A 25,346-nucleotide genomic window follows, 5' to 3' on the forward strand; every position below is an offset into this window, starting at 1 on the left:
CAAGTGCTTATACCTTCCCGAGCGGGGCAGGTCGCACATCGTGCGGGCTTTTTGGGATGCGCTGGCAGCCAGCATCGGTCGTCTGACGTTGGCCGAGTGGATTCAGATCGTCTCGGCCATCGGTGCGGTCGCCGCGGCGACAGCCGCCGCCTCGGCCGCTCGCTCGGGGCGGCGGGCGGCCCGGACCGCCGCCAAGCAGTTGCCGGAGCTGCAGCGGCAGGTCGAGATCAGCGCGGCACAGTCGAAGACCGCCGACGAGCAGGTCGCCCTCGCCCAGGAGGTCCTCAAGGCCGCCACGGCGGCGGTCCGGGAAGCGGCACGCGCCAGGACGGACGAGCGGGCTCCGCTCGTCGTCGCGCTGTTCGAGGCGCCGCAATGGCCACCGTTGATCGATGCGACGCGCGACCGGATGCCCTACGGGAACGAGGTGCGGCTGCTCGACCAGCGTTCCGTGGCGCAGGCCGAAGCGGCCTCGCCGGCGCGTCTATTCGCACGCGACGCCGAGCGGACCCGGCTCATGTGGTTCCAGACCCGGGGCGTACTGATCAACGAGGGCGCGACCACCGCACGCGTGCGACTCGACGACCACGCCCAGTTCGTGGAGGCGACCGCCGCGAGGACAGAACGCCTCCTGCGACCCGGGGAGGTAGCCCGGTTCGAGTGGGCAGCGGGTCACACGATTGCGGAGTGGGCGGCCGCCCGCGAGAGACCCGACCCGCCCAACCCGCTCGGCGCCTGCTTCCTGACGATCACCGTGTTCGACTCGTTCGAGCACGGCATCTTCGATCACATCCACGTCGTCATGAGCGGCCGGCCGGTCGTCCCGGTGGACGACTCATTCGACGAGGTGAGGCTCGCTTCCCGCCAGTCCGAGGCGGACATGGAGGTCACGGTCTTCCCCACCCGGCGCACGTACCGCTCCGACGGGGTGCGAAGGGACCCCCTCCCCTGGGACGGCACGTACGCGGCATGGTGGAGAGCCAACGGACGGCGCGCCACGGAGCTGGCCGACAAGGGACAATCGGGCAATGGAGCGTGAAGAGCGCAGCGCCCGTGCGCGCCAGCTCGCTGACGAATCGGCCGCCCGAGGGGTACGGGCGGTGGCGCTGACCTTCGTCGACAACGCGGGCGTGACGCGGGTGAAGACGGTGCCGATCGGCCGGTTCGGGCATGCGGCGGCGTGGGGGGTCGGCATGTCACCGGTCTTCGACGTGTTCCTGCTCGACGACTCGATCACCACCAGCCGCCACATCGGCGGCCCGGTCGGCGACCTGCGGCTGTACCCCGACCTGGACCGGTTCACCGTTCTCGCCGCCCAGCCCGGCTGGGCCTGGGCGCCCGCCGACCGGCTCACCCAGGAGGGCGAGCCGCACGCCGGCTGCCAGCGGACCTTCGCCCGCACCAGCGCCAAGCGCGCCCGCAAGCGCGGCGTCGACCTCCAGATGGCGTTCGAGGTCGAGTGGTTCGTCGGCACCGACGACGCCTCGCCGGCGTGCCAGGGCCCGGCGTACGGCATGACCCGCGTCGTGGAGCTTTCGTCGTACGTCGACAGCCTGCTTGCGGCGCTGGACGCGCAGGACGTGCCGGTCGAGCAGTTCCACCCGGAGTACGCGCCGGGGCAGCTGGAGATCTCCGTCGGCGCGGACGACCCGGTCGCGGCGGCGGACCAGCACGTGCTCGTCCGGCAGACGATCCGCGCCGTGTCCCAGTCGTTCGGCCACCGGGTGTCGTTCGCGCCCGTCGTGGTCGCCGGGCAGGTCGGCAACGGCCAGCACCTGCATCTGTCCGCCTGGTCGCACGGCCGCAACCTGTTCAGCGGCGGCGACGGCCCGTACGGGCTCACCGCACAGGGCGAGACGATCCTGGCCGGGCTGCTCGACCGGCTCCCGGCGCTGACCGCGATCGGCGCACCGAGCGTGGCGAGCTACCTGCGGCTGGTGCCCCAGCATTGGGCGGCGCCGTATCAGTGCTGGGGCCACGAGAACCGCGAGGCCGCGCTGCGCCTGGTGACCGGCAGCCTCGGTGAGCGGGACGCGGCCGCCAACGCCGAGCTCAAGTGCTGCGACGGAGCGGCGAACCCGTATCTGATGGTCGGTGCGGTGGCGGCGCTCGTCGCCGGGATCGCGGACGGTGAGCGGCGGCTGCCGCCCGAGACCACCATCGACCCGGCGCTGCTCCCCGACGCCGAGCGACCGCCCCGGCTGCCGGGCGGCATCGAGGAGGCGGTCGAAGCACTGCGCCGCGACGATCTGCTTCCGGCGGCCCTCGGTGAGCCCCTGCTCGAGGCGTTCTGTGCGGTGCGGCGCGCCGAAGCCGAGCTGTTCCGCAATGCCGATCCGGCGGCGATCGCGGAGGCCGGCCGGTGGAAGTACTGATCGACGCCCATTGCCACACCGTCGTCGCGGGAGAGCTCGACGCGGAGGCGTTCGAGCTGGCGTGCACCGAGGCGCACCTGCCCGCACCGGCCGGAGTGTCCTATTTGGACAGTCAGGTCGGACTGGCGCTCCGGCGCTGGTGCGCGCCCGCGCTCGGACTCCCCCGCCACGCGCAGATCGGCGACTACCTCGCCCACCGCTCGGGCATCGGCTGGCGCGAGGCGACGCAGACCCTGCTGCGGTCGGCGGGCCTCACGACGTTGCTGGTCGACACGGGCCTGGCCGGCCCGGACCTGCTCGACGCCGCGACGCTCGGCGGTCTCGCCGGCGCGACGGTACGCGAGGTCGTACGGCTCGAAGCGGTCGCCGAGCACCTGGCCGCCACGGGTGTCGACGCGTCCGGGTTCGCTGCCGCGCTCGCGGAGGCCCTCCAAGACCGGACGGCTCATGCGGTCGCGGTCAAATCGATCATCGCGTACCGCGCCGGGTTGACCGTGCCCGCCGAACGCCCGGCAGCGGCCGAGGTCCGCCGGGCGGCCGGCGACTGGTTGCGCGGGGGCGGCGGGCGGCTCACCGATCCCGTGCTGCTACGCCACCTGCTGTGGGCCGGCGTCGACACGGGACTGCCGCTGCAGGTGCACACCGGCTTCGGCGACCGCGACCTGGCCCTGCCGGCCGCCGATCCCGCACTCCTCCAGCCGTTCCTCGCCGCCGTCGACGTGCCCGTCGTGTTGTTGCACTGCTACCCGTACCACCGCCAAGCCGGCTGGCTGGCACAGGTCTACCCGCACGTGTACCTGGACGTCGGCCTGACCGTGGGACACCTCGGCCTGCGCGCCGACGCGGTGCTGGCCGAGTTCTTCGAACTCGCCCCGTTCGGCAAGGTGCTCTTCTCCACCGACGCCTACCTGCTGCCCGAGCTGTACCTCATCGGCGCCGCCCAGTTCCGGCACAGCCTGCGCCGCATGCTGGACGCCTGGCGGACCGACGACGCGATCAGCACGGCAGACGCGGCGCGACTCGCCGAGCGGGTGTGCGCCGGCACCGCCCGCCGGGTCTACGCGCTCGCGGCGGGCGGGCGCGGCTGATGGCGGTCAGCTGCCCTGCGCCATCGCCGGGGTCAGCATGGTGAGGTCGACCGGTCGGCGCATCTTCTCCGGGACGTTGCGGATCACCGGGCGCAGGACCTCGAGCACCGCGAGGATCTCCCGGCCCACCTCCGCGGCGGTGCGGGTGGCGTCGACGGTGACAAGAATGCCGCGGAAGGCGTACCAGGCCAGGATCGGCTCCGTCATCTGATGGTAGAGCGCCAGCCGGCGTCGGATGGCCGGCTCGGTGTCGTCGGAGCGGTGTTCGACAGCGGCTCGGGCCAGCATCCGCTGCCTGACCGTCTCGTCGTCGGCCTTCAGGTGGAGCACCACGTCCGGGGCCATGCCGAGTTCCGAGGAGACGCGGTGGATCGCCCGCGCCTGGTCCATGGTGCGTGGCATTCCGTCGAGGACATAGTCGCCGCCGGCCGCTATCACATCGCTGAGCGCCTGGTGGATCGTGTCGCACAGGACCTCATCCGGCACCAGTTCCCCGCGGTCGAGGTAATCGCTCACGACTCGGCCGGTATCGGTGCCCCGATTGACGTGATCACGCAGGATTTCACCTGTGCAGATGTGGGGGATGTTGAAGTGGGCGGCGATCAGCGCACCCTGCGTTCCCTTGCCTGCGCCCGGCGGCGCGACCATTCCGATTCGCATGCCCTTGTCCTGCTCTCTTGTGCGAAGGTCCTCTTGTGCGAAAGTTGAGTGATGCCGTCAACGCTAGGAGCGCTTGACATGCCGGGCATCGGTGCTGCTGCCTAATGCGTGACAACCGGCGGTCTAGGTAGTTCCCGGTAGATGCCACCCGATGAGCCAGAAGGCGGAAATCATGGCGGGCACTACGACATGTGACCCATGGACGGCCACGGCGTCCGGCTTCGGTGGGCTGCTGTGCACCAAGCTGTTGCCCCCGCGGCCGTGGCCCGGATGTATGGAACGCCCGGAGCTGACCGGCTTGCTGTCGGCCCGCGCCGGGCCCGGACGGCTCACCTTCATCGAGGCGCCCGCCGGTTGGGGAAAGTCGACCGCGCTCGCCGCATGGCTGCGCACGGTGCCCGGCCCCACAGCCTGGTACTCCGTCGACGAGTCCGACAACGAGGTCCACCGGTTCTGGTCCTATGCGCTGGCCGGCCTGGCCGAGGTCGCAGGAGAGGAATCGGGAGTGGGTCGCCGGTCCCAGCGCCTGCTGGCCGCCCCCGGCACGAGCGTGCTCGACGACGTGGTGCCGGTGCTGGTCAACGAGCTGTGTGCGTGTGCCACTGCGGTGACGCTGGTGCTCAACGACTACCACCTCATTCACGACCAGCGGATCCACGCCACCCTCGGCCGGCTCATCGAACACCTGCCACCGTCATTGAGCCTGGTGGTCAGCAGCCGCTTCGGGCCACCGTCCACCTGGCCGATCAGCCGGCTCCGCGCGGAGAACATCCTCGTGGAGATCGGCGCCAAGGACCTCCGCTTCACCCGAGCAGAGGCGGCCCGTCTGCTCACCAAGGAGATCTGCGCCCCGCTCTCCGACGCCGACATCGACGTGCTGTACGACCGGACCGAAGGCTGGCCCGCCGGGCTCCACCTCGCCGCGCTCTCCCTGCAGGGATGCACCGACGTCCACGGCCTCATCACCGCCTTCTCCGGCACCGTCCGGCACATCACCGACTACCTCATGGAGGAGGTCCTCGACCGGCAGCCACCACGGATGCGGACGTTCCTGCGGCGGACATCGATCCTCGGTCGCCTGTCTGCATCGCTCTGCGATTGTGTGACCGACGCCGACGACGCCGCTGACCATCTCCACCGGGCCGAGCATGAGCTGCAGTTCCTGACCGCGCTGGACAATGAAGGGTCGTGGTTTCGATACCACCATCTCATCGCCGACGTGCTCCAGCGCGAGCTGCAACATACGGAACCCCAGCTCGTCCCGGTCCTGCATCGACGAGCGGCGGCATGGCACCAGGAGCACGGGCTACCGGTCGACGCCGTCCGGCACGCCCTGGCCGCCGCAGACGTCGCGACCGCCGGCGACCTCATCACCACCGACTACTTCCAGGTGGCCAACAACGGCCAGCTCGCCACGGTGCTCGGCTGGTTCGACGCCATCGGTGAACCGGCCGTGCGCGGCGACGCCAAACTGCTCGCGGCCCGCGCGATGACCGCGCTGATCGCCAATGACCTGAGTGTCGCGAAATCCTGGATCGACCTGGCCGTGAGCGTCGACGCCGACACCGGTGGGCAGTCACGGGCTGACCTCGGTGCGAAGGACGCGCTGGTCGAGCAGCTCTACAGCTACGCCCACGGAGACATGGGCCGGGCGCTCGGCTGGTCGCGGGAGGCCCTCCGCCTGATTCCGCAGGACCAGGTCTGGCACGACCTGAGTCGCTCGAACGCGGCATTCGTCGACACCCGCCTCAACCACTTCGACGAAGCGGTCGAGGGACACCTTTGCACGCTTGCGCATGCCGACGCGACCAACCACCACCTGCTCGCCGTCAGAGCCATCGGCGGCCTGTGCAAGCTGTTCGTGCTGCGGGGTGAGCGCGACGCGGCGCGCGAGTGGCTCGACAGCGCGGACAACGACGTCCGCTTCCGCATCCTGGACGAGCACTACCAGACCCACCGACGGCACCTCGTCCAGGGCTGGCTCGATCTCGCCGACGGCCGGCCGGACCTCGCTGAACCGGAGCTCACCCGGGCCTACCAGCTGGTACGCCGGGGATCAGCCCGGCTGGAATACGTCGAAGTGCTCAACACGCTGGCCAGCGCACGCGAGCAACTCGCCCGCAACGGCGACGCGGCCGGGCTGCGGGCCGCCGCGGATCAGATCCTCAGCACCTGCCCGGATCCGGGACATCTGCTCGGCCCGCCCGCCGAGGACGAGACGGCCGCCACGCACCCCCGGGTGCCCGGCCCGCACCTGCTCACCCAGCGGGAGTCGACCGTGCTCGCCGTTCTGGCGACCGGCGCCACCAATGCGGAGATCGCACAGGGGCTCTACCTGAGCGAACGCACCGTTGAGGCCCATCTCCGCTCCATCTACCACAAGATCGGAGTGCGGAGCCGCAGCGCGGCCACCCGATACGCACTGGACAACAACCTCACCTGATCCGCAGGCGCCGTGGCCGAACCGTCGCAGCGCGTCCGTCGACGGAGCCCGGGGCATACCCCCGCAGGAGCAAGATGCCCAGCAAGCCCGCCGGGCCTCCGCATGCGGATCAGAGGAGTTTGTCCAATGTCAGGGGCAGGCTGCGCACGCGGCGGCCGGTGGCGTGGAACACGGCGTTGGCGATGGCCGGTGCGACCCCGACCAGGCCGATCTCGCCGACGCCCTTGACCCCGACCGGGTTGAACCGGTCCGGCTCGCCGACGAAGACGACGTCGAGGTCGGGCACGTCGGCGTTGACAGGGATCAGGTAGTCGCTGAACGTGGCGTTGGCGACCCGGCCGGTGGGGTCGGTGACGGTCTCCTCCAGCAGCGCCATGCCGATGCCGCCGGCGGTGCCACCGATGATCTGGCTGCGGGCGGTCTTCTGGTTGAGGATCCGCCCGCCGTCGACCACCGACACCAGGCGGGCCACCGAGATCCGGCCGAGGTCCGGGTCGACGTGGACCTCGACGTACCGGGCGGCGAACGGCCCGGCCGGGGCCAGGCCCAGCTCCTCCGGCTTCGCCGGTACCGCCGAGCCGTCCGCCGTCAGCTCGGGGAGGTCGTGCCGGTCCAGGATGTCGCGGTACGACTCGCCGCGGGTCGGATCGTCGTTGCGCTGCAGCCGGCCGTCCACCGCGGTCACGTCCGCCGCGGTGAGGCCGCGCAGCGGCGAGGCGATGTCGTCGGCGACCAGGTCGAGGAACGCCTGGACCAGGTTCTGCGCGGCGGCGTGGATCGCGCTGCCGAGCGACGCGGTCATCCCGGAGCCGCCCTGCGGCGGCGCGGCCGGCAGGTCGGTGTCGCCGAGGCCCATGCGCACCTGGTCGGTGCGCAGCCCGAGCCGGTCCGCGGACAGCTGCGTCATCACCGTGTACGTGCCGGTGCCGATGTCCGTCGCGGCGCTGCGCACGTACGCCCGCCCCTCCCGGTCGATCGACGCACGGGCCTCGCACGCCGCCTGGAACCAGAAGAAGCTGACGCCGGCCATGCCCCACCCGACGAGCATCCCGTCGCGGCGCATCGAGCGCGGCCGCGGGTCGCGGTCCCACCAGCCGAACCGGTCGGCTCCCAGCAGGTAGCACTCCCGCAGCGCCTTGCTCGACCAGGGCAGCCCGAGCTGCGGGTGCTCCTCGGCGTAGTTGCGCAGCCGCAGCTCGACCGGGTCGATGTCGAGCTCGTGCGCGAGCTCGTCCATCGCGCACTCGAGGGCGAAGTGGCCCTGCGTGTCGCCGGGGCCGCGCATCGACGTCGGCACCGGGATGTTCAGCCGCCGCTGCAGGTCGGTGTTGACCACGTTCGGGCAGGCGTAGCCGACGGCCGACACGGTCGTCACCGACTCGGGACGGTTGTCGTCGTCGACGGCGACCGGCTGCACCGACTCGTGCTGGATCGCGGTCAGCCTGCCGTCGCCGTCGGCGCCGATGCGGATCCGCTGCACGGTGGCCGGGCGGTGGCCGACGCCGGTGAACATCTGCGGCCGGGTGAGGACCAGCTTGACCGGCCGCCCGACCACGCGGGCCGCCATCGCGGTGATGATGACGTGCGGCCAGACCCGCAGGCCCGCGCCGAACCCGCCGCCGATGTACGGGGCGAGGACCCGGACCCCGGCCTCCGGCACCGAGAACGCGCCGGCGAGCGCGGCGCGGGTGGAGTCCGGCCACTGCGTCGAGTCGTGCACGGTGAGCCTGTCGCCGTCCCAGACGGCCACGGTGCTGAACAGGCCCATGGGATTGTTCGTCTCGTCCGGCGTCGTGTACTCGGCGTCGATGATCACGTCAGCGGCGGCGAACCCGGCCACGACGTCGCCGCGGCGCCGGTCGCTGCCGAACGGGTCGTAGACCGTGATCGCCCGCGGGTCGTCCATCGACAGCACCGCGTCGGTCGGCTCGTACACCACGTCGACCAGCCGTGCGGCGGCGGTGGCCTCCTCGACCGTGTCGGCGATGACCACCGCCACGTACTGCCCGTGGTGGACGATTTTGTGCCGTTGCAGCGGCGGTGGCGGCTGGCGCCAGATCGGCGTGTCCGGCGACCGCTCGATCCGCGGCGCGTTGTCCGGCGTGATGACGGTGAGTACGCCCGCCGCCGCCTCGGCCCGGGTCGTGTCGATGCCGGCGATCCGGCCGGCCGCGATCGTGCTGCGCACCAGCGCCGCGTGCACCATGCCCGGATACGTGGCATCGGAGGAGTACGGCGCGCGGCCGGCGGCCTTCAGCGGGCCCTCGACACGGTCCTTGCCCATCCCGAGCACCCCGGGGCGTTCGACGGTTGTCACCAGCCTGCTCCCGTCGTGATCTGCAGCGCCCGGACCAGCGTGCGCTTGGCGAGTTCCACCTTGAACTCGGTGCCGGGCACCGTGAACGGGTGCTGTATCGCCGCGTCGGCCGCGGCCCGGAACGACGCCTCGGCGACCGGCGCGTCGCGCAGGACTTCCTCGGCGTCCCACGCCCGCCACGGCACCGTGCCGACGCCGCCGAGAGCGATCCGCGCCGACCTGACGAGCCCGTCCTCCACGACCGTGGCCACCGCGGCCGAGGCCAGCGCGAACTCATACGAGGCGCGGTCGCGGACCTTCAGGTACGTGGTGCGCGCCTGCGCGGGCGGCAGCGGGATCTCGACCTCGGTGATGAGCTCGCCGTGGCGCAGGACCGTCTCCCGGTCCGGGGTGGTGCCCGCCTGCAGGTACAGCTCGGTCAGCGGCACCGTCCGCGGCCCCCGGTCGGAGCGCAGATGCGTGACCGAGCCGAGCGCCGTCAGCGCCACCGCCAGATCCGACGCGTGCAGCGCGATGCACGCCGGCGACGCGCCGAGGATCGCGTGCATGCGCGCCACCCCCTCGACCGCCGCGCAGCCGCTGCCCGGATGGCGCTTGTTGCACGCCTCCACAGCGGGATCCCGGAAGTACCGGCACCGCGTGCGCTGCATCAGGTTCCCGCCGATCGTCGCCATGTTGCGCAACTGCACGGACGCGCCCTGCAGCAGCGCCTCGCGGACCATCGGCAGATGCTGAGCCACGGCGGGGTCGGTGGCGGTCTCCTCCATGGTCGTCATGGCGCCGACCCGGATCGAGTCGCCAGCGATCACGACCCCCTTGAACGGCAGGCGGCTGATGTCGACGAGCCGCCGCGGTGTGACGACGCCGTCCTTGAACACCAGGTCGACCTCCGTGGTGCCGCCCGCGAGGTACTCGGCCTCCGGGTCGGCGCTGACGGTTGCGATCGCGGTGTCCGCGTCCTCGGTACGTGTGTACGTGACGGTCACCGCCCGGCCACCTCCCGGATCGCGGCGACGATGTTCGGGTACGCGCCGCAGCGGCACAGGTTGCCGCTCATGTACTCGCGGACGTCCTCGTCGCTGCCGGCCCGGCCCTCGTCGAGCAGCGCGACGGCGGACAGCACCTGGCCCGGCGTGCAGTACCCGCACTGGAAGGCGTCATGCCGGACGAACGCCTCCTGCACCGGATGGCCGCCGCCGAGCCCTTCGACGGTCAGCACCTCACGGCCGTCGACCTGCGCGGCGAGGGTGAGGCAGGCCAGCACCCGCCGCCCGTCGACGTGCACCGTGCACGCCCCGCACGCGCCCTGGTCGCAGCCCTTCTTCGTGCCGGTCAGCCCGAGCCGGTCGCGCAGCGCGTCGAGCAGCGTCACCCCTGCGTCGACCTGCAGCTGTTCCGGCCTGCCGTTGACAGTCATGGTCACTGTGATGTCGTTCATGATGCGACGTGCGCTACCCCGCCAAATCGGCCCTAAACGGTCACCCTGAGTCCCGCACGTCCGTGGCGTGCACCTCTTCGCGGTTCCGGGGTCAGCCGACGCCCTGGCAGGGGCGGCCGTCGATGGCGCACCCGGTCGGGGTCGCATCCAGCAGCGCGGCCCCACTGACCCGGAACGACACGGTGACCTGCCGGCCCGCAGCGACCTGTGCGGTGGTGGAGACGGGGATGAACGTCCACACGGCACCGTCGCGGGTGACGGTCGCCCCGTCGACGTCTGTGACGTTGAGCGTGCTGCGCGGCAGGGTCAGCGTCACCGTCCAGCCGCTCACCGGCGCCGTGCCCGGGTTGGTGATCGCCACCGTGGCCTGGTAGCCGGCGAGGCCGCCGTCGGCGCCCTTGGTGAACCTGGCGGTCAGCGGCACCGGCGCGGCGGTCCGGGACCCGCTCGAGGTGCTCGTCCCCGGTGTCGGCTTCGTCGAGCGGCTCGGCGACGCGGTGACCGACGCCGAGGGTATGTGCTGGGCAGAGCCTCCCGGGTGGCCGGCGGCCGACGGCGGCGACCCGGCCGCCGCGGAGGTCGACGGCGCGGGCGGCCACACGAACGCCGCGACGAGCACCGCCGTGCCGAGCAGCGTGGCGAACGCGCCGGCGATCAGCCCCAGCACGACCGACGTGTCCGCGCCACGCAGCAGGCGGCGGAGGCCACCCGGCGCGTTGGCCAGTTTGTCCAGCACCATGACCGGCATGCTCCGACGCTCCTTCACAGTTCCCACAGCCCGCTGAGGACCTTGCCGAGCAGCTGTTCGGACGGCTCGTCGGCGGAGCGCTCGGCGCCGGTCACGACGAGCCCGTTGGCCTGCAGGTCGGCCAGGAGCACGCGGGCGGTGCTCACCGGCAGCCCGAGGTGGACGGCGACCTCGGCAACCGAGACGGGACGGGCGCACAGCCGCAGGATCTCGGACTGCTCCGGGGAGAGGTCCTCCAGGCCGGTCGGCGCCGGCCCGACGGTCACGACGGTGGCCAGGTCGAGGCCGTCCGTGTCCATGGCGACCCGGCCGCGGGTCACCGCGTACAGGCGGACCACCGGACCGGCGTCCGCGTCGTACCAGACCTCGTCGGCAAGATCGGGCATGATCTGTGCGGTCACCGGATGCCGCCAGGCGTCAGACCGGTCCCGGCGAGGACCCGAGCGGCCCGGTCGGCGGCCTCGGCGATCGGCCCGTTCACCGTCTCCGGGTCCGTCGCGGCGCCGAACGTGACGGCGAGCAGCGCGCCGTCGCCGGCGGGCTCGACGGCGAGCAGCACGTGCTCCATCTCGACGATGGTGCGCAGGGCGGTGCCGCCGTGCAGCTGACGACCGGCCGCGACGGCGAGGGCGTGCAGGGCCGCTGCGGCCGCCGCGACGAAGTCGCCGGACTCCGTGGTAACCGCCTGGGAGGTGGCCAGCGGCAGCCCGTCGGGCGACAGGAGCACGGACAGGTCCGCGGTGGGCACCCGCTCGACGAGGTCGTCGAGCAACCGATGCAGGTCGGTGGCGGATGCCGGCGCGGTCTGCGTCATGGTCGTTCCTCCTTCGGTAGCGCGGCTTCGTCCACAGTGGAGTGCTGCGGTGGCGTGTCGCTGTGCACGGGCAGCTCGACGGTGCGTGCGGCGGCGTTCGGGCCGGGGTCGCCGGGCGGTCCCGGCGCTCGGGCGGCGAGGCGATCGCGGAAGCGGGCGGTCCGGTCGACCGGTTGCCGGTCCGGACCGCCGGCTCCGCGCCGCCGCACGAAGCCGGCCGCCCCGGCCGGGACCGGGCGCGGTGCCCGGACCGGCAGGCCGCCGGACCGCGGGTCGGGCAGACCCGTCGAGTCGGGCAGGCCGCGCGGTTCCGGCGGCTCGGCTGGCTGGTCGGTGTCGACGACCAGCAACGCCAGCGGGACCCGGACCCGGACGACGATCCCGCCGCGCGGCGCCTCATCCAGATCGATCGCGATGTCGTGCGCGCGGGCCAGCCGACCGGCCATCCGCAGCCCGGTCATCGTCGCGTCTCCGGGCCGGTACGGGCGGGCCAGTACATCGCGGGCCGACGCCAGCTCGTCGACCGGCATGCCAGGGCCGCGGTCCTGCACGACGATGGTGTACGCGGTGAGCCCCAGTTCCCCGGTGACCCAGACCGTCGCCTCGCCGGGCGCGAACCGGGTGGCGTTGTCGATCAGCTCGGTCAGCAGGTGGGTGACGTCACCGACAGCCGGTCCGACCAGCGAGGCAGGGTCGACCGAGGCGACCATCACCGCGGCGTGCCGCTCCACGGAGGCGGCCGCTGCGCGCGCCACGTCGACGACGGGCACCGGCCGGCGCCAGCGGCGGCCCGGCTGCTCGCCGCTGAGAATGATCGCCTTCTCGACGTTGCGCCGCAGCTGGGTCGCGAGGTGGTCGGCGCGGAACAGCGCCGCCAGGTCAGTGGCGTCGGCCTCGCGCTGCTCCAGCTCGTCGAGCACGCCCAGCTGCCGGTGCAGCAACGCCTGGTTGCGCTTGCTGAGCCGCAGCAGCACCGCGGCGGTGCCGTCGTCCGGCTCGGCCGCCGCCACGGCCCGGCGCCGAGACGCGACGTAGGCGGTGAGGACCGCGACGAGCCCGAGGCCACCGAAGAGCCCGGCCTGCACGACGGCCGACACACCGGACGGTACGGCGGCGACGGCGCCGGCACGAACCCCTCGGCGACGACCCGGTGCACCGCCGCGAGCGCCGGCTCGACGGCCGCGCGCCAGGCCGCGGCGTCGAGTGTCCCCGCCCCGCGCAGCAGCGCGTCCTCGGCCCCGGTCACCCCGGTGTCCGGCCCGCCGGCGAGGCCGGCCAACGCGGCACGGTCGGGTGCGGCGAGCCCGGCGACAGCGTCCGCGCGCAGCACCCGGCGGGCGCCGGCAAGGTGGGCCAGCTCGGTCCGGTCGGTTTCGGTGAGACCGGCCGGCGCGCCCGAGACCAGCATGTCCTCCCGGGCCAGCAGCTCGCCGGCGCGGGCCAGGCCGGCCAGCGCGCGCTGCCGGTCGGCAGCCGGCGGGTCCGTCCGGGGCCACGTGGTGGCGCCCAGCCGCAGCGCGGCCTCGACGGCCTCGGTGTACGCCGCCGTGGGTTGCTGACGGTCGAGCGAGCGGGTGTCCACCCCGGTACGCACAGCGGGCAGCGCCGCCAGCCGGTCGAGCAGCCGTGACGCGGCGCCCCGGGCCGGCGTGCCGGTCCAGGAGGCCCGGACCCGGTTGGCGGAGTGACGCAGGTCGGCCGCCGCCCGATCGGTACGGGCGCGCTGCTCGGCGAGCAGGTCGCGATCGCTGGCGCCGGCCAGGACGAGCACGGTCAGGCGGCGCTCCTCCTGCAGGGCGGCCATCACCGGCTGGGCGGGCCCGACGAGGTCCGCTGCGGTCGCACGGTCCTGGAAGTGCGTCAGCGCGGCGCGGCCACCGTGGTAGGTGCCGAAGGCCCACATGACGGCCAGGAGGAGGAGCAGGGCCTGCCGGCGTCGCAATGTCACGACGCCCCTCCCGCGGTGGCCGTGCCCGCCTCGTCGCCGGCCAGCACGCGCAGCTGCTCCAGCAGGTCGGCGCGGCTGTTGGAGCCGAGCCGCTGCCGCATCCGGGCCATGTGGTGCTCGACGGTCTTGGCGGCGATGAAGAGCCGGTCGCCGATCTCCCGGTAGGTCAGCCCTTCGAGGACGAGCCTGGCCACCTCCTGCTCGCGGGTGCTGAGGACCGGCTCCGCCTGGTCCCTGCGGCCACCGGGTCCGGGCGCCGGCTCGGCCGCGACGGCACCGGCCCGCCCGGCGCCGCGGCCCTGCAACAGCCGGGCGCACTCCAGCAGCCCGGTCATCGCGCGGCGATCGGTGGTCCGGATCGCGGCCTGCCCCGCCAGCCTGGCTCCGTCCCAGCGGAACCCCACCGCGTGCAGCCCCCGCGCCGCCGCCTCGACGGCGACGGGGTCGACCCGCCCGTTGAGGACCTCCAGCTGGCGGCGGCGGCCGCAGCGGCGGCCGCGTAGCTGCTGTGTCCACTGTGGACCGTGAGTGCGGTGACGTGGCGGGCGGCCACCGCGGGCCGCTCGGCGATGACCGCCGCGTGCAGCGCGCTCCAATGCAGCGGCACCGCCCACAGCGGCGGCTCGCCCATCGCGGCCAGCAGCAGGTCCGCCTCGCGCAGGTGGGTGGCGAGCCAGCGTTGCTGGCCGAGCCGGGCCGCCGCGATCGCGAACTCGCCCAGCGGCAGCATGGTGAACAGATCCACGGGGTGGCGGACCAGCGCCTCACACGCCGCGGGCCAGCCCCGGTGCAGTCCGACGAGGTCGCTGCGCCGGCGGGCCAGGCCTATACCCAGCGCCGCGGCGAACACCAGGTCCCGTGGTTCGAGCCGGTCCCGGTCCACGGTCGCGGTGGTGAGCTGCGCCTCCGCGGTGGTGAGGTTGCCTCGTACCATCTCCAGCCAGGCGCGGATCAGCCTGTGCCGGGTGGCCAGCAGGGCGCCGCCCACCTGGGACTCGAGGGCCCGTTCCAGGACCGACTCGCCGATGTCCAGCTCACCGCAGTGCAGGGCGACGAGGCCGGCCAGCGCTGCGGGACTGTCCGGCAGCGGCAGGGCCGGGCCGGCGGACTCCAGCAGCGCCGCCGACTGCACCAGCGTCGACAGCGCGCCGGTCGCGGTGCCGGTGAACGACGTGTGCGCACCGCGCGCCATGAGCACCGCCGCGCCGGTGAGCAGCGTCGGCGGCCCGTCCACGGGCGACTCGCGCAGCACCGCCTCGGCGTCGGCCAGCCGGCCGGTGCCCAGCAGACCGATCGCGGCGAACGCGGCCGACGGGCCGCGGTTGGACCAGCGGTACAGCTCGGCGCTACGACCCAGCTGGCCCCGGTGCGCGATCGCGGTGGCCGCCAGCTGCGCCGCCTCGGCGCGCTCCGGCGAGTCCGGGGTGGCGACCACCTGGTCCGCCAGGCGCAGCGCGGCATCCAGGTCACCCGCCAGCGCCGACGCCTGTGCCTGGCGGACCAGCGTGGGACGGCCGGCGGCCGCCGCGGCCGCGAACAGGTCGGCGGCAAGGGCCGGTTCGCCGTCCAGCGCCTCCTCGGCCGCGGCCTCGAATGCCATCGCCATCCCGGCGCCACCGAACCGGTCGGACCCGCCGGGGCCCGCGCCGAGCAGGGAGCGCACCAGCGGCAGCACCGGGCCTCGTCGATCCAGTTGCAACTCGGTCAGCCGCTGCCACACCGCCACCCGCTCGGCCATCGGGGTCAACGTTGCCAACGCCAGCCGGGCGATCGGCACCAACTGCCCGTCGCGCCCGACCAGGCCCGTCGCGCGGGCCGCCTCGAGGACCGCGCCGACGCCGTCGGGCCCGCAGCCCAGCAGCGCGCCCAGCAGGTCGATCCGCAGGCCCAGGCCGGCCTCCGCGACGAGCAGGGCGCGCCGTACGTCGGGTTCGAGCTCGTCGAGCTCGGCGGTGAACCCGGCGACGGCCGCCGCCGGCACCTCCAGCCGCGCGCCGCCGTGCCGCCCGCCGCTGGCCGCCAGGGCCGCCGCCAGGCGGACCACGTATGCCGGCACCCCGGCGGTCTGCGCCGCGACGAACGCCGTGACCTCGGGCGCCGGGGTCAGCTCCCAGGCACCGGCGAGGTACGCGCGGACCTGTTCGGGGCCGAACGGTGTCAGCGTGACCGGCGGCCGGAGCCGGGGCAGCGCGTCGATGAGCTCCAGCAGCTCGACGGGGCGCGGCCACGGCCGGTAGGCGAGCACCAGCCGGGGGTGCACCTGGCGGACCCGGTCGCGCAGCGCCGCCAGCCGGGCCTGGCCGAGCAGGTGCGCGTCGTCGACGAGCAGGACCGCGTCGTCGTCCGGGCCGGGATCGGCCTGCCACGGCGTCCGGACCCGCACACCCGCGGCGGTGAACGCGTCGCCCAGCTCCCGCAGCAGCGCCGTCTTGCCGTGCCCGCCCGGGGCCCGTACCTGCGCGCAGACCGCTCCGCGCGGGTCGGCCGCGGCCGCGTCGAGCAGTTGCCTGACCGGCGCGCCGTGGACCAGCCGGTGCGCGATCGCCGGAACCCCGGTCAACGCCGCCCCGGTCCGGCCGGCACGGCGGGCGACCAGCGTCCGGCCAGACGGTCGGCCGTCCGGCTCATCGTCCGATGCCGGCTCCGCGGCGCCCTGCCACGACGGTGGGGCGGCGAGCGGCAGCACGGCGGTGGTCTCGTGCGGCCAGACCGGCGCAGATCCGGTGCGGTGGCCGCCCACGATCCGCCGGGCGACGAGCGCCGCACCCCGCGCCGGCGTGGTGCGCGGATCCTCGTCGATCAGGATCGGACCCGCGGTCCCGGGTGGTCCAGACAGGTCGGGCAGGTGGGCGGTGATCAGCTCGGCGACCAACGGGGTCCGGGCGGCACCACCGACGAGCAGCACCCCGGCCACGTCGGCCGGATCGTGGTCGCCGCCGTACACCAGGCGCACCAGGCCGTCCACCGTCGCCCGCAGCAGCGGGCGGATGAGCGTCTCCAGCTCGGCCCGGGAGACCGGCAGCGCACGCTGCGACCCGCCGGACGGGCCGCCCGGGTCCGGCGCCCACCACGGCAGCGGCACGTCCGCCCCGGTGGAGTCCGACAGCCGTTCCCGGGCCCGCGTGCAGTCGCGGCGCAGCAGCACGGCGACCGGTCCGGAGTCGACATCCGCCACGGGATCGGCAACGGCCCGGCCGATCGCCGCCCGGACGTGCGCCACCAGTGCGTCGTCCAGGTCCGCGCCACCGACCGGGTGCTCCTCGTGGGCGAGCAGCTCCACCGACCTGCGGGCCGCACGGCCGACCAGGAACGTGGTGCAGGTGGTGGCGCCCAGGTCGTAGCCGGCGAGGATGCCGTTGGCCGGCCACTGCCCGGTGGCCAGCCGGTGCTCGGCCGCCGCGACGGGGCCGGGCAGCAGCACGACGTCGTCGAGCCCGACGTCGCGCAGCGCCTCGTAGAGCACGCCCTGCCGGTGCAGGCCCCAACCGGCCGGGTGGGTGAGGACCACCTGCTCGCACGGCTCGCCCTCCTGCTCACGGAGCCGATCGACCACCAGCCGGACCAGCGCCGCCAGCAGCTCCTGCGGGTGGTACGACCGGCCGTCGACGACCATCGGCACGTCGTCGCCGACCCGCCGGTTGAACCCGCGCAGGATCCGGCCCGGGTCACCGGAGGTGTCGGCTCGCACACCGTCACCGGTGAGCAACATGCCGGTCGGCGACAGCTCGATCAACGATGCGGCGGCAGGCGAGCGGGCACCCAGCCGGACCGTCTCGGCCTCACCCCACGTGGCATCGCTGCGCCGGCAGACCGCGGCCGAGGTGAAGCTGTCGCCAATGTCAACTCCGAGCACGTACGACATGGTGGTGTTCCTCGATGAGTTCGGCGGTTCAACCGGTTGTTCGTACCAGAAACGGCATCGACAATCTCCCCTAGATCTCAGGTCGGCCGGAATTCCCCTAAGGCCCCTAACCGCAGGTGGAGGCCACCCCCCAAGGAGTCGTCCGGTTACTCGGCGCGATCCCCGATGCCGGTTGCGACCCCGTGAACCTACCTTCGGCGGCGGCGCTGGACGAACGCATCCAGTCGCGTTTATGTTGTTGACACCCTGCGAGGAGAACAGGTTCATGGAAACCCTGACACTGCACGACTTCGTGCTCACCCTGATCACCGACCCGGCCGCGCGCACGGCATTCGAGCTCGACCCCGAAGGCGTCCTCGTCGACGCCGGCCTGGGCGACATCACCGAGGCCGACGTGCAGGAGGTCATCCCGCTGGTGATGGACTACGCGCCGGTGGGCGGCCTCACCAGCGTCGTCGGCGCCGACGAACCGGTGCTCAGCGGGTTCGACGGCGACGTGACCGGCGCGGTCCGGCAGCTGCAGGGCATCAGCCAGCTTGCCGTCGTCGGCCACAACCACGGCTCCGACCTCACGGTCAACGCCACGGCGGCCGCCGGCGTCTCGGTCAACCTCGGTGAGCTGCCCCTCGCCACGTCCGGGCTGCCGGTGCTGGGTGGCTCGGCGAGTGGCGGATTCGACATGTCGCTGCTCGGCGACCCGTCGGACACGCTCGACGCCGTCGACCCGGTGCTCGGCACGATCGACCCGGTGCTCGGCACCGTCGACCCGGTCACAAGCAGTGTCGACCCGGCGCTGCAGGCGGTCGACCCGATCCTCGGCGGCGTCGACCCGTTGCTCGGCGGCGTCTACGGCACCGTTGACGTCACGCTCGGCACGGTGTCCGGGCTGGACCCGGTCACCGGCGCGGTCGACTCGCTGGGCCTCGGCGGGCTGACCGGCACCGGCACCGACACGCACGCCCTCGTCGACCCGCTCACCGGCACCGTGACGCACACGGTCGACTCCACCGTGTCCGGCGTCTCCGGCTCGGTCCTGTCCGGGCACGGCGGCGGCCTCGTCGGCGATGTGCTCGGCGGCGACACCGCGGCGGGCGGGCACGACCAGGACGGTCTGCTGGGCCACCTGCACTGACCATCGCAGCGCCGATCGCCGCAACATCGACCTTGGACGGAAGCACGTCTTGATGGACCCCTGGGAGGCCGGACTCGCGACGTACCCGCGTCCGGCCTCCCCCTTCACAGCGGAGCCCGGCACGGCGGAGACGCGCTGGCTCGACCTGCTCGACCGCACCACCCGCACCTGCGTGGCGCACGACCGGCCCGACCTGGCGCGCTGGCTGGTGCGGCGACGCGCGCAGCTGCTCGACCCGCAGCTGCGCGTCATGGTCGTCGGGGAGGCCAAGCAGGGCAAGAGCCAGCTCATCAACGCGTTGCTCAACGCCACGGTCTGTCCCGCCGGGGACGGCGCCCGGCGGCGAGTGGCCACGGTCGTGCGGCACGCGGCGGCACCCTCGGCGCATCTGGTGCGCCGGCAGCCGGCCCAGCCGCACGGCGACGAACCCGCGGAGGACCGGCTGCCGCTGCCGGTCGAACGGCTCGCCGAGCGGCTCGACACCGGCGACGACCACCACCCGCCCGGCGAACTGCTCTACGCCGAGGTGGGCCTGCCCCGGGAACTGCTCGCCGGCGGGCTGACCCTGATCGAGGCACCCGCCGTGGACTGGTCCGACCCGGCGCCGGCGGTGACCGCGATCGGCACGCTGACCCGCGCCGACACCGTCCTGTTCGTCACCGAGGCGACCCGCGAGCTGTCGCCGGCCGAGCTGGCGCTCCTCGTGCACCTCGGCCGCTCGTACCCCGGGCTCGTGGTCGCACTCACCAAGACCGACCTGGCCCCGGACTGGCGGTGGGTGCTGCGACGCGACCATCAGCTGCTGGCCGAGGCGGGTGTGCCGGCGCGCCTCGTCGCCCTGTCCGCGACCCTGCGCCTGCACGCCGCGCGGACCGGTGACCAGGCGCTCAACGCGGAGTCCGGCTTCCCGCACCTGGTGACCCACCTGCGTCGGACGGTGGCCGGCAAGAGCGAGCAGCTGGCCCGCGTCGGCGCCGGGCTGGTGACCCGGTCGGCGCTGGAGGACCTGGCCGCGGCGCTGCGCGACGAGCTTGCCGCCGAGCGCCGGGGCGGGACGAGCGACGCCATGTCGCGGCTGCACGACGCCCAGCGCGGGCTCGAGCAGCTGCGCAGCTGCACGACCCGCTGGCAGTACGCGCTGGCGGACGAGGTCGCCGACCTGGTCTCCGACATCGAGTACGACCTGCGTGAGCGGACCCGCGCGATCCTGCGCAAGGCCGACGAGAACCTCGACGAGGCCGATCCCGGCCGCAGCTGGCGACCGTTCGAGGAGTGGCTGGACGGCTCGCTGCGCGACGTCGCCGAGGCGAACTTCGGCTGGCTCGCCGAACGCATCGAGTCCATGGCCGACCGGGTGGCGCAGGAGTTCCCGGACGGCGCGGTCGACTACCTTCCACAGTGGACACCGGCGCTGCTGCGGGACGCACCGGATCGGGTCGACCGGCTCGGCAAACCGGCCGTCGACCGGCTCTCGCTGAGCCAGAAGGTCTTCACCGGTCTGCGCGGGTCGTATGGTGGCGTGCTCATGTTCGGCCTCGCCACCGGCCTGGCCGGGATGCCGCTCATCAACCCCCTCTCCCTCGGCGCCGGCGCCCTCTTCGCCGGCAAGAGCATCCGCGACGAGAGCCGCTCCACCCTCAAGCGGCGGCAGGCCACCGCGAAGGCCGCCGTCCAGCGGCACGTGGACGACGTCTTCGCCAGGCTGAACAAGGACGCCAAGGACGTGATCCGGCAGGCACAACGGGTGCTGCGCACCCACTTCACCGACCTCACCGAGGAGTTGCAGCAGGCGGTCGTCGAGTCGGCCCGCACCGCCAAGCAGGCGGTCGACAACGACGCGGCGGTGCGCGAGCACCGCACGCGGCGCATCCAGCGCGAGCTGGTCAGCCTCTCCGGCCTGTACAAACAGGCCACCGCCCTGAGCGTCGCCCGGCCCGCGCTCGTGCCGGCCCAACGGCCGCCGTCCGCATGAGGCCCGCCGACGACCTCCGCCACGCGGTGCGCAGCCTGATGGGCGAGGCGCTGTACCTGTACCAGGACAGTCCACGCGCCTCGACCTGGCTGCGCGACCACCTCGACCGCTTCGACGAACCGCTGCGCGTCGCGGTCACAGGACGAGCCGGCGCCGGCAAGTCGGCGCTGATCAATGTCCTGGTCGGCGCGGAAGCCGCACCTATCGGCGCCGGGCTCGCCGGGCAGCCACTCACCCGGTACCAGGACGGGCCGGCGCCCCGGATCACGGTCTACTCAACCGTGGGCCCCGCCTACGAGCTGCCCGTGGCACGGCTCGGCGACGGGCTGCGCCTCGACCCGGCCGCCCCGCCACCACCGGACGCCAGCGAGCTGGTGGTCGAGCTACCGGTCCGGGCGCTGCGGCATTGGCAGCTCGTCGACACCCCCGCCATCCAGATCGGCGCCGGCGGGGACGGCGCACCGGGCGCCACGCTCGCCCGCCGGGTGCTGCGTGACGCGGACGTCGTGCTGTACCTCACCCGCCACGTCGACGACGCCGATCTGCGCTTCCTGCGGATGGCGCGGCAGGGCACGGTCGCGGCGGCGACGCCGGTCAACGTGCTGACCGTGCTGTCCCGCGCCGACGAGATCGCCGGTGGTGGCATCGGCGCGCTGACCGAGGCGAAACAGCTCGCCCGGCGGCACCGACGCGACCCGGTGTTCGGGCCGATGTCGCAGCACGTCGTCGCCCTCGCGCCGCGGCTGGCCCGCGCCGCCACCACACTCACCGACCCGGAGTTCGCCGCGCTCGCCACGATCGCCGGGGTGCCGCGGACAGACCTCGACGCCGTCCTGCTGTCGGCGGACCGGTTCACCGGACACTATCCGGCGTCGAACGCCGTGTTCCCGGCCCCGGCCGACGCCGCCACGCGCCGGGTGCTGCTCGACCGGCTCGGGCTGTTCGGCGTGCGGCTGTGCACCACCCTCGTGCGCACCGGCTGCCGGACCCGCGAGCAGCTGTCGGCGGAGCTGGTGCGCCGCAGCGGACTGGCCGAGCTGCGCGAGTCGGTCCGCGAGCTCTTCCTCGACCGCAGGGACGCGCTGAAGGCCCGCTCGGCGCTCATCGCCCTCGAGTTCATGGTCCGCACCGAGCCGACGCCGGGCGCCGAACATCTGCTCGCCGGGCTGGAGCGCACCGTCGCCGGGACCCACGACTTCCAGGAGCTGCGGCTACTGGCGGCGCTGCGGGCGGGCCGGGTGAGGATGCCGGCCCCCCTCGTAGCGGAGGCACGGCGGCTCGCCGGTGCCGCCGGCACGAGCATCGTGGCGCGCCTGGGGTTGGAACACGACCCCACCGAGGACGAGCTGTGGACGCTCAGCAACGAGGCCCTGCGTCGCTGGCGCCTCGCCGCCGAGGATGTGGCCCTCACCGCCGAGCAGCACCGCGCCGCGACCGTCGTGGTGCGCAGCTGCGAGGGGATCGTCGCCCGCGTCGGTGCGGCCGGCGTGGCAGCCTAGTCCGGCCTGCCCGGGTCGTCCCCGGCGATCAGGATCCGCGCGCTCACGGACCCATCGCCAGTGCCGTCACCGGCCGATCGTGAGCAACCTGTGAAGCCCGCGTTGGGTTTCGATCCGATCCCGGCCGTTCGCGGCTTCCGGACGGCTTCTTCATCGGATCCGCACGACCGCCTCCCTACCGTTCCGCCACCGGCGTGCAACGAATGAGGAGGCTCATGTGCGGACTTCTGGTGTACGTCAGTGCGATCGGCCGGGCCGACCCGGTCGACGCTGAACCCACGGGCCCGCATTCGGCCGGGACTCCAGCGCGGCGCTCGTCCCGGCTCACCTGGTCTCTCTCCGAAAGGTGGCCCACTCCGCATGTCTGAGCATTCCCCCATCGCGTGGTCCAACGAGGTGCCCGGCACGTCGTGGGACGACGACCTGTTCGCCCGCGGCGGGCACTTCCTGCAGAGCACCCACTGGGGCGCGTTCAACCGGCAGCTCGGCCGGAAACTGTTCTTCGGCCAGGGACCCGGCTGGCAGTGCTTCGCCATCCTGGAACGGTCCAACAAGGCAACCCGCCTCTACTGCCCGTACGGTCCGGTCGCCGAAAGCCTGGTGAGCTACCAGCTGGCGATCGTGGAGCTCAAGGCGCTGGCCCAGGAGCAGGGTGCCATCTTCGTGCGGATGGAGCCGTGGGCGCCGGTGACGAAGGCCGACCTGCAGCGGCTCAAACATCGACCGGCGCTGAGGGAGATCCAGCCCTCGCTGGTGTGGCAGCAGGATCTGACCAAGCCGCGCGACCAGATTCTCAAGGAGATGTCCAAGAACAACCGGCAGCGGTACCGCAATGCCGCCAAGGCGGGTGTGCGCATCGAGGCGAGCCATGATCCCGGCGACGTGGAGGTGCTGCTGATGGTGGTCCACGAGGTGGCCGCCCACAACCACATCATCCAGCACCCGGACGACTACTTCCGGACCATGGCGCAGGTGCTGCTGCCCCGCGACGCGGCCACCCTGTACGTCGCCCGGCACCACGACGAGCCGGTCTCCGCGGCGATCGTCTTCGACGGCCCGACCACCCGCCACGTCGGCCACTCCGGGAGCATGCACGCCCACCGGCACGTCCACCCGGGCGCCATCATGCGCGCCACGATGGTCCTGGACGCCCAGCAACGCGGCCAGAAGATCTTCGATTCGCTGGGCGTGGCGCCGCCCGACGAGCCGGAACACCCGTGGGCCGGACTGACCAAGTTCAAACTGTCGTTCGGCGGCGACTACCGGTACTACCTCGGCACCTGGGAACTGCCGGTGAGCCCGCTGTACCACGCCTACCGGTCGGTCTACCTGGCGTATTCGGCGACCCGTCGCTGACGGCCGGCCCGCGGTCACGGGCCGGTTCCGGCTCGAAACCTTCCTCCAGCCCGGCCCCGCCGGTCCACAGCACCGCCGCGCCCGCCGCCGAGGCCAGGTCCGGCGTCCACCCGTGCGCCTGCCCGGCGCTCTTCCACCCGAACGCGAGCCGGTGACCCGAGCCGTTCGGGTGCACCGCCGCCGCGCGGTCCGCCGCACGCATGACCGCCGGCGCGAAGGCGACCGCACGCTCCATGACGAAGCGCCGCGGCAGGTCCCGCCCCAGTTCACCGTTCAGCCGCACAGCGAGATCCCGATCCGCCAACATGGTCCACCCCCCGAAGCGATCAGTCCGCCCAGCCCTACCGTGCAGGTACCAGGACACCCGGTTCCGGATGTTGGTCCGCTCAGCAAAGCCGGGCTATGTCAGCTCCATCGATTTTGCGGCCTGACGGCGCCTTACAGTTGTCCGCATGGTGCTGGATGAAGCCGTGGTTGCCCGGAACATCCGACACCTCACGGACAGTGTTCCGGCCGACCTGCTGGAGCTGCTCGTCACCGCCGGTTTCTGGACCCCGCGACACGCACTGTCGCATGCCCTGCGCCCGGCGAGCCTGCGCGAGCGCAGCGACGTGCTCTACCACCGGGTGCCGCACCCGCTGCCCACAGACCCGCAGGCGGCCGCCTACGCCGTAGGCGCCCCCGTCACCGAGCTGGAGCAGGACGGGCTGCAGGCCGAAGCCCTGGCCGGCCTCGCCGCGCACCTACCGGCACACCTCCTCGGCGAGGCGCTCGTCGCGGCCACCGCGATCAGCGACGAGTCGTGCCGGGCATGGGTGTTGACCGCGCTCGCACCGCACCTACCGCCCGACCTCCTCGATGAGGCGCTCACCGCAGCCAGCACCATGACCCGCGGCAACGCACGTGTCGACGCGTTGACCGCGGTACTGCCGCAGCTACCACCCGAACAACGCGCCACCTTGACGGCCGACGCGCTGGCCGCAGCCGCGGACCTGCAGCCAGACGACCAAACCCGGGCCCTCACGTTCCTCGCCCCGCATCTGCCGCCGGAGCTGCTCGGAGAGGCACTCGCCGTGGCATCGAGACTGGCTGCTGATCACCTCCGGGTCGAAGTCTGGGCCGCTCTGATTCCGCACCTGCAGGGGGACCACCAGGCCGCCGTCCTCGCCGACGCGTCGGCAACAGCGACCGGACTCGGCGCCGGCACCAGCCGGACCAGGGCCGTGACCAGACTCGCCGCACATCTGCCCTTCGAGGCCCTGGCGGAAGCGGTCACCGCAGCCGGCAGCGTCGATGACCTCTGGGAACGCGCCGACCTGCTGGCCGACCTGATCCCGCACCTGCCCACACAGCTGCGAAGTACGGCAGCGCACGTAGCGCTGGCCGCAGCCGTAGCCGTCCCTCGGGAGAACTGGCGGGTACGGGCCTTGGCCCGCATCGCCCAGGTCGCACCCGAGGCCCACCTGGCCCGGATACTGGCCGAACTGCTCGCCGTCACCCGGCCGGAATGGCGGGCCCAGGCCCTGGTCTGGATCGCGCCGCACCTACCAGCCGACCTCCTCGGGGAAGCCCTCACTGCGACCAGCGACATCACCGACGTACACCGGCGCGCAGAAGCATGGGCCGCGCTCGCCGCCCACCTGACCGCCGCTGGCCGGACGGGCGAGCCACAGCAAACTCGCTGAGAAGGTGAC

The 25,346-nt window shown here is 73.3% G+C and carries 19 protein-coding genes and 1 pseudogene; 9 read left to right on the forward strand and 11 right to left on the reverse strand.

The window, feature by feature from the left end; all coding sequences use genetic code 11:
* Positions 1-40: 40 nt before the first annotated feature.
* From OHA72_RS50095 to OHA72_RS50105, 3 genes are read left to right on the forward strand one after another with little or no spacing between them, the layout of a single operon-like run.
* Positions 41-1,039: a hypothetical protein gene (locus OHA72_RS50095; protein WP_327003165.1), complete on the forward strand. Its 999-nt coding sequence runs from the start codon at positions 41-43 to the stop codon at positions 1,037-1,039.
* A complete protein-coding gene (locus OHA72_RS50100) occupies positions 1,029-2,375 on the forward strand; it encodes a glutamine synthetase family protein (protein ID WP_327003166.1) in 1,347 nt (448 codons plus the stop codon). Before OHA72_RS50095 ends, OHA72_RS50100 begins: the two co-directional genes overlap by 11 nt.
* Positions 2,363-3,463 (forward strand): amidohydrolase family protein, encoded by a 1,101-nt coding sequence (locus OHA72_RS50105; protein ID WP_327003167.1) that lies wholly within the window; start codon positions 2,363-2,365, stop codon positions 3,461-3,463. Before OHA72_RS50100 ends, OHA72_RS50105 begins: the two co-directional genes overlap by 13 nt.
* 6 nt (positions 3,464-3,469) lie before the next feature.
* Here OHA72_RS50105 and OHA72_RS50110 read toward each other — a convergent pair whose 3' ends face one another.
* Positions 3,470-4,123, reverse strand: a complete 654-nt coding sequence (locus OHA72_RS50110; protein ID WP_327003168.1) for an adenylate kinase — start codon at positions 4,121-4,123, stop codon at positions 3,470-3,472.
* A gap of 151 nt (positions 4,124-4,274) precedes the next feature.
* Between OHA72_RS50110 and OHA72_RS50115 the strand changes: the two genes are divergently transcribed.
* Positions 4,275-6,566 carry a winged helix-turn-helix domain-containing protein gene (locus OHA72_RS50115; protein WP_327003169.1) on the forward strand — a complete coding sequence of 764 codons (2,292 nt, stop codon included), beginning with the start codon at positions 4,275-4,277 and terminating at the stop codon, positions 6,564-6,566.
* A 109-nt stretch (positions 6,567-6,675) separates the two neighbouring features.
* On the opposite strand, the gene OHA72_RS50120 is transcribed toward OHA72_RS50115, so the two are convergent.
* The 10 genes and pseudogenes from OHA72_RS50120 to OHA72_RS50165 form a co-directional block, all read right to left on the reverse strand.
* Entirely contained in the window at positions 6,676-8,883 is a 2,208-nt protein-coding gene (locus OHA72_RS50120; RefSeq protein WP_327003170.1) for a xanthine dehydrogenase family protein molybdopterin-binding subunit, read from the reverse strand.
* Positions 8,880-9,869, reverse strand: coding sequence for an FAD binding domain-containing protein (locus OHA72_RS50125; RefSeq protein ID WP_327003171.1), 990 nt, complete (start codon positions 9,867-9,869; stop codon positions 8,880-8,882). Before OHA72_RS50125 ends, OHA72_RS50120 begins: the two co-directional genes overlap by 4 nt.
* Positions 9,866-10,321: a (2Fe-2S)-binding protein gene (locus OHA72_RS50130; RefSeq protein ID WP_327003172.1), complete on the reverse strand. Its 456-nt coding sequence runs from the start codon at positions 10,319-10,321 to the stop codon at positions 9,866-9,868. The genes OHA72_RS50125 and OHA72_RS50130 overlap by 4 nt, the downstream gene beginning before the upstream one ends.
* Before the next feature lie 91 nt (positions 10,322-10,412).
* Positions 10,413-11,069, reverse strand: coding sequence for a cellulose binding domain-containing protein (locus OHA72_RS50135; protein WP_327003173.1), 657 nt, complete (start codon positions 11,067-11,069; stop codon positions 10,413-10,415).
* Between the two features lie 14 nt (positions 11,070-11,083).
* Positions 11,084-11,455, reverse strand: coding sequence for a DUF742 domain-containing protein (locus tag OHA72_RS50140; protein ID WP_327003174.1), 372 nt, complete (start codon positions 11,453-11,455; stop codon positions 11,084-11,086).
* Between the two features lie 11 nt (positions 11,456-11,466).
* The gene (locus OHA72_RS50145) at positions 11,467-11,883 is read right to left on the reverse strand and encodes a roadblock/LC7 domain-containing protein (protein WP_327003175.1); all 417 of its coding nucleotides are present in this window, start codon (positions 11,881-11,883) and stop codon (positions 11,467-11,469) included.
* The gene (locus tag OHA72_RS50150) at positions 11,880-12,980 is read right to left on the reverse strand and encodes an ATP-binding protein (RefSeq protein ID WP_327003176.1); all 1,101 of its coding nucleotides are present in this window, start codon (positions 12,978-12,980) and stop codon (positions 11,880-11,882) included. The genes OHA72_RS50145 and OHA72_RS50150 overlap by 4 nt, the downstream gene beginning before the upstream one ends.
* A gap of 107 nt (positions 12,981-13,087) precedes the next feature.
* Positions 13,088-13,786, reverse strand: a pseudogene (locus OHA72_RS65250) (nitrate- and nitrite sensing domain-containing protein); the annotation flags it as partial.
* Positions 13,787-13,827: 41 nt separating this feature from the next.
* Positions 13,828-14,166, reverse strand: coding sequence for a helix-turn-helix domain-containing protein (locus tag OHA72_RS50160; RefSeq protein WP_327003178.1), 339 nt, complete (start codon positions 14,164-14,166; stop codon positions 13,828-13,830).
* Positions 14,163-17,684: an Hsp70 family protein gene (locus OHA72_RS50165; RefSeq protein ID WP_327003179.1), complete on the reverse strand. Its 3,522-nt coding sequence runs from the start codon at positions 17,682-17,684 to the stop codon at positions 14,163-14,165. The genes OHA72_RS50160 and OHA72_RS50165 overlap by 4 nt, the downstream gene beginning before the upstream one ends.
* Positions 17,685-17,958: 274 nt before the next feature.
* Here OHA72_RS50165 and OHA72_RS50170 point away from each other — a divergent pair, with 274 nt between their 5' ends.
* The 5 genes from OHA72_RS50170 to OHA72_RS50190 all read left to right on the forward strand — a co-directional run bounded on the left by OHA72_RS50170 (position 17,959) and on the right by OHA72_RS50190 (position 25,337).
* A complete protein-coding gene (locus OHA72_RS50170; protein WP_327003180.1) occupies positions 17,959-18,825 on the forward strand; it encodes an IniB N-terminal domain-containing protein in 867 nt (288 codons plus the stop codon).
* 52 nt (positions 18,826-18,877) lie between these two features.
* Complete coding sequence (locus OHA72_RS50175) at positions 18,878-20,797, forward strand: dynamin family protein (RefSeq protein ID WP_327003181.1); 1,920 nt, start codon at positions 18,878-18,880, stop codon at positions 20,795-20,797.
* Positions 20,794-22,296 carry a GTPase family protein gene (locus OHA72_RS50180; RefSeq protein ID WP_327003182.1) on the forward strand — a complete coding sequence of 501 codons (1,503 nt, stop codon included), beginning with the start codon at positions 20,794-20,796 and terminating at the stop codon, positions 22,294-22,296. The genes OHA72_RS50175 and OHA72_RS50180 overlap by 4 nt, the downstream gene beginning before the upstream one ends.
* Before the next feature lie 360 nt (positions 22,297-22,656).
* Positions 22,657-23,652: a lipid II:glycine glycyltransferase FemX gene (locus tag OHA72_RS50185; RefSeq protein ID WP_327003183.1), complete on the forward strand. Its 996-nt coding sequence runs from the start codon at positions 22,657-22,659 to the stop codon at positions 23,650-23,652.
* 452 nt (positions 23,653-24,104) lie between these two features.
* A complete protein-coding gene (locus OHA72_RS50190; RefSeq protein ID WP_327003184.1) occupies positions 24,105-25,337 on the forward strand; it encodes a hypothetical protein in 1,233 nt (410 codons plus the stop codon).
* Positions 25,338-25,346: the final 9 nt, after the last annotated feature.

The sequence above is a fragment of the Dactylosporangium sp. NBC_01737 genome, from assembly GCF_035963215.1.
Lineage (GTDB): Bacteria > Actinomycetota > Actinomycetes > Mycobacteriales > Micromonosporaceae > Dactylosporangium.

Bases quoted from the DNA above. Each gene is read 5' to 3' on its own strand.
- OHA72_RS50185 (WP_327003183.1), top strand. From the start codon at position 22,657: ATGTCTGAGCATTCCCCCATCGCGTGGTCCAACGAGGTGCCCGGCACG.
- OHA72_RS50145 (WP_327003175.1), bottom strand. From the start codon at position 11,883: ATGACGCAGACCGCGCCGGCATCCGCCACCGACCTGCATCGGTTGCTC.
- OHA72_RS50135 (WP_327003173.1), bottom strand. From the start codon at position 11,069: ATGCCGGTCATGGTGCTGGACAAACTGGCCAACGCGCCGGGTGGCCTC.
- OHA72_RS50180 (WP_327003182.1), top strand. From the start codon at position 20,794: ATGAGGCCCGCCGACGACCTCCGCCACGCGGTGCGCAGCCTGATGGGC.
- OHA72_RS50130 (WP_327003172.1), bottom strand. From the start codon at position 10,321: ATGAACGACATCACAGTGACCATGACTGTCAACGGCAGGCCGGAACAG.
- OHA72_RS50190 (WP_327003184.1), top strand. From the start codon at position 24,105: ATGGTGCTGGATGAAGCCGTGGTTGCCCGGAACATCCGACACCTCACG.
- OHA72_RS50160 (WP_327003178.1), bottom strand. From the start codon at position 14,166: ATGACCGGGCTGCTGGAGTGCGCCCGGCTGTTGCAGGGCCGCGGCGCC.
- OHA72_RS50100 (WP_327003166.1), top strand. From the start codon at position 1,029: ATGGAGCGTGAAGAGCGCAGCGCCCGTGCGCGCCAGCTCGCTGACGAA.
- OHA72_RS50110 (WP_327003168.1), bottom strand. From the start codon at position 4,123: ATGCGAATCGGAATGGTCGCGCCGCCGGGCGCAGGCAAGGGAACGCAG.
- OHA72_RS50115 (WP_327003169.1), top strand. From the start codon at position 4,275: ATGAGCCAGAAGGCGGAAATCATGGCGGGCACTACGACATGTGACCCA.
- OHA72_RS50175 (WP_327003181.1), top strand. From the start codon at position 18,878: ATGGACCCCTGGGAGGCCGGACTCGCGACGTACCCGCGTCCGGCCTCC.
- OHA72_RS50170 (WP_327003180.1), top strand. From the start codon at position 17,959: ATGGAAACCCTGACACTGCACGACTTCGTGCTCACCCTGATCACCGAC.
- OHA72_RS50140 (WP_327003174.1), bottom strand. From the start codon at position 11,455: ATGCCCGATCTTGCCGACGAGGTCTGGTACGACGCGGACGCCGGTCCG.